General features: G+C 68.1%; 2 protein-coding genes. Both read right to left on the bottom strand.

The features are described from left to right. Positions 1 to 72: 72 nt before the first annotated feature. Positions 73 to 891, bottom strand: coding sequence for an IS21-like element helper ATPase IstB (istB, locus tag AB0L64_RS40945; protein ID WP_363718479.1), 819 nt, complete (start codon positions 889 to 891; stop codon positions 73 to 75). Next, on the bottom strand, positions 891 to 2,174 hold the full coding sequence (gene istA / locus AB0L64_RS40940) for an IS21 family transposase (RefSeq protein ID WP_363718477.1): 1,284 nt from the start codon (positions 2,172 to 2,174) through the stop codon (positions 891 to 893). Before istA ends, istB begins: the two co-directional genes overlap by 1 nt. Between the last annotated feature and the right edge of the window lie 71 nt (positions 2,175 to 2,245).

Below are 2,245 nucleotides of genomic sequence, written 5' to 3'. Positions count from 1 at the left end.
TGTCAACGCCGGTCGAACCTTGACCCAGCTGTTCCGGGTGAAGGTTGACCCACCCGGTTTGGTTGTTGGTTGTTAGTCGTTGGTTTTGGTGGCGGCGGGGACGCGGCCGAGGTCGCGGTCTTTGAGTCGGTAGCTGTCGCCTTTCAGGGAGATGACTTCGGCGTGGTGGACGAGGCGGTCGATCATGGCTGCGGCGACGACGTCGTCGCCGAAGACTTCGCCCCAGCGGCCGAACGGCTTGTTCGATGTGACGATCAGGCTGGCGCGTTCGTAGCGGGACGAGACGAGTTGGAAGAACAGGTTCGCGGCTTCGGCTTCGAACGGGATGTAGCCGACCTCGTCGACGATGAGCAGCGGGATCCGGCCGAGCTTGATGAGTTCGTCTTGGAGCCGGCCGGTGTGGTGGGCGTCGGCGAGGCGGGCGACCCATTCGGCGGCGGTGGCGAAGGCGACCCGGTGGCCGGCTTGGCAGGCGCGGATCCCGAGTCCGATGGACAGGTGGGTTTTGCCGGTGCCGGGCGGGCCGAGGAACACCACGTTCTCCTTGCCTGCGATGAAGTCCAGGGTGCCGAGGTGGGTGATCGTGTCGCGCTTGAGGGAGCGCTGGTGGTCGAAGTCGAACTCCTCCAGCGACTTGCGAGCGGGGAACCGGGCGGCTCGAATCCGGCCCTCGCCGCCATGAGCTTCGCGGGCGGCAACCTCGCGTTGCAGGCAGGCGGCCAGGAACTCCTCGTACGACCAGTCCTCGGCGCGAGCACGTTCGGCCAGCCGCTCGACCGCGCCGGCCAGCGACGGCGCCTTCAACGCGCGGGTGAGATAGGCGAGCTCGGAGGTCACATTGCGACTGTTCGTGCTGCTGATTGTGCTGCTGGCGCTGGGTTTCGTGGCCATCACGCCACCCCCTTGGTGCTGGCGGCCGTGATGTCCGCCGTGATGTCGGTGGTGCTGTGCTGGTCCAGGCCGAACATCCGGTCGTAATCGGCCAGGCTGCGTTGCTCGACGCCGGTGTCGGCCGGCGTCGAGGCGATGATCTCGCGCAGCCGGCGTGCTTGGCGCATCTCGGCGGCCGCGGCGGCGTGAACCGTGTCGGTGATGGTCTGATGATCGGCCCAGCAACGCTCGTGGTCGGCAACGAGACGTCCGTCGCAGGTCGCTGTCACCCGATCGAGGCCGGCGCTGATCTCTACTCGGCGGCCGATCGCGCTCGGGTGCACCGAGTAATCGTTGGAGTCCAGCCGCACGTAGTGATCGCGCGGCAGCCGGGTTGCCAGCCGCCAGCCGACCACCGGATCGACCGGCGGGAGCTGGAGCATCGCGGACCGATCGGCGTCCCACCGGTCGATCGGGCGGCAGCCCAGCCGCCGGTGCTTGCGTGTGTTGGCCCGCCCAAGCCAGTCGGCGAGCTGGGCGTTGAAGTCGGCCGGCGAGGTGAAGCTGCGGCCGGGCAGGAACGAGGTCTCCAAGTATCCGTTCGCCCGCTCCACCAGGCCCTTGGCCTCCGGATCGGCCGGCCGGCACTGGATCACCTTGATCCCCAGCGTTCCGCGGAACGCGTTCATCGCCTCGGTCAGCTGCGGTCGCCCGCCGCGCCATTGCCCGACCGCGGACTCGTTGTCCCAGACCAGTGCCTTCGGAACCCGACCCCACCCGCTGATCAGCGCCCAGTGCCCGGCCAGCAGATCCGGTGACTGACGCGACGGCAGCATCCGCGCGGTGATCATCCGCGAGTACCCCGGCACCATCACCAGCACCGGCGGTCGCCCAAGCTGCCCGAACCCCAGCGGCACATCCACCGGCGGGAACCACAGATCGCACTGCGCCAACTCACCGGCCTGATACTCCGTGCGCGACGCCGGATCGGCCGGCGCGAACAACGGCCGCAACGCCTGAACCCGCTCGAAGAACACCGTCTTCCCGCGCTGCCAGCCGACCCGCTCCAAGATCACCGTCGACGGCATCTCGGGAAACTCCGCCAGCAACGCCCGGATCTGCGGCTCGACCGCGTCCACGATCGACCCCTTGGCCACCCGCACATACCGCGGCGGCTCATGCGCACCCAACGCCTTACGCACCGTGTTCCTCGAGATCCCCAGCCGGCGAGCAATGGCCCGGATCGCCATCCCCTCCGCCCGATACAACCGGCGGATCTCCGCCCAGTCCTCCACGTTCAACACCTCACGATCGTCACGGAGGTGGGTCAAAGTTCACCCGGAACCAGAGGGTCAGTATTCAGCCGGAACCGACA

Source organism: Kribbella sp. NPDC051936 (assembly GCF_040680955.1).
Lineage (GTDB): Bacteria > Actinomycetota > Actinomycetes > Propionibacteriales > Kribbellaceae > Kribbella.
Note: the sequence above shows the minus strand (reverse complement) of the source record. Positions and strands in the feature narration are given on the sequence as shown.

Bases quoted from the DNA above. Each gene is read 5' to 3' on its own strand.
- istB (WP_363718479.1), bottom strand. From the start codon at position 891: ATGGCCACGAAACCCAGCGCCAGCAGCACAATCAGCAGCACGAACAGT.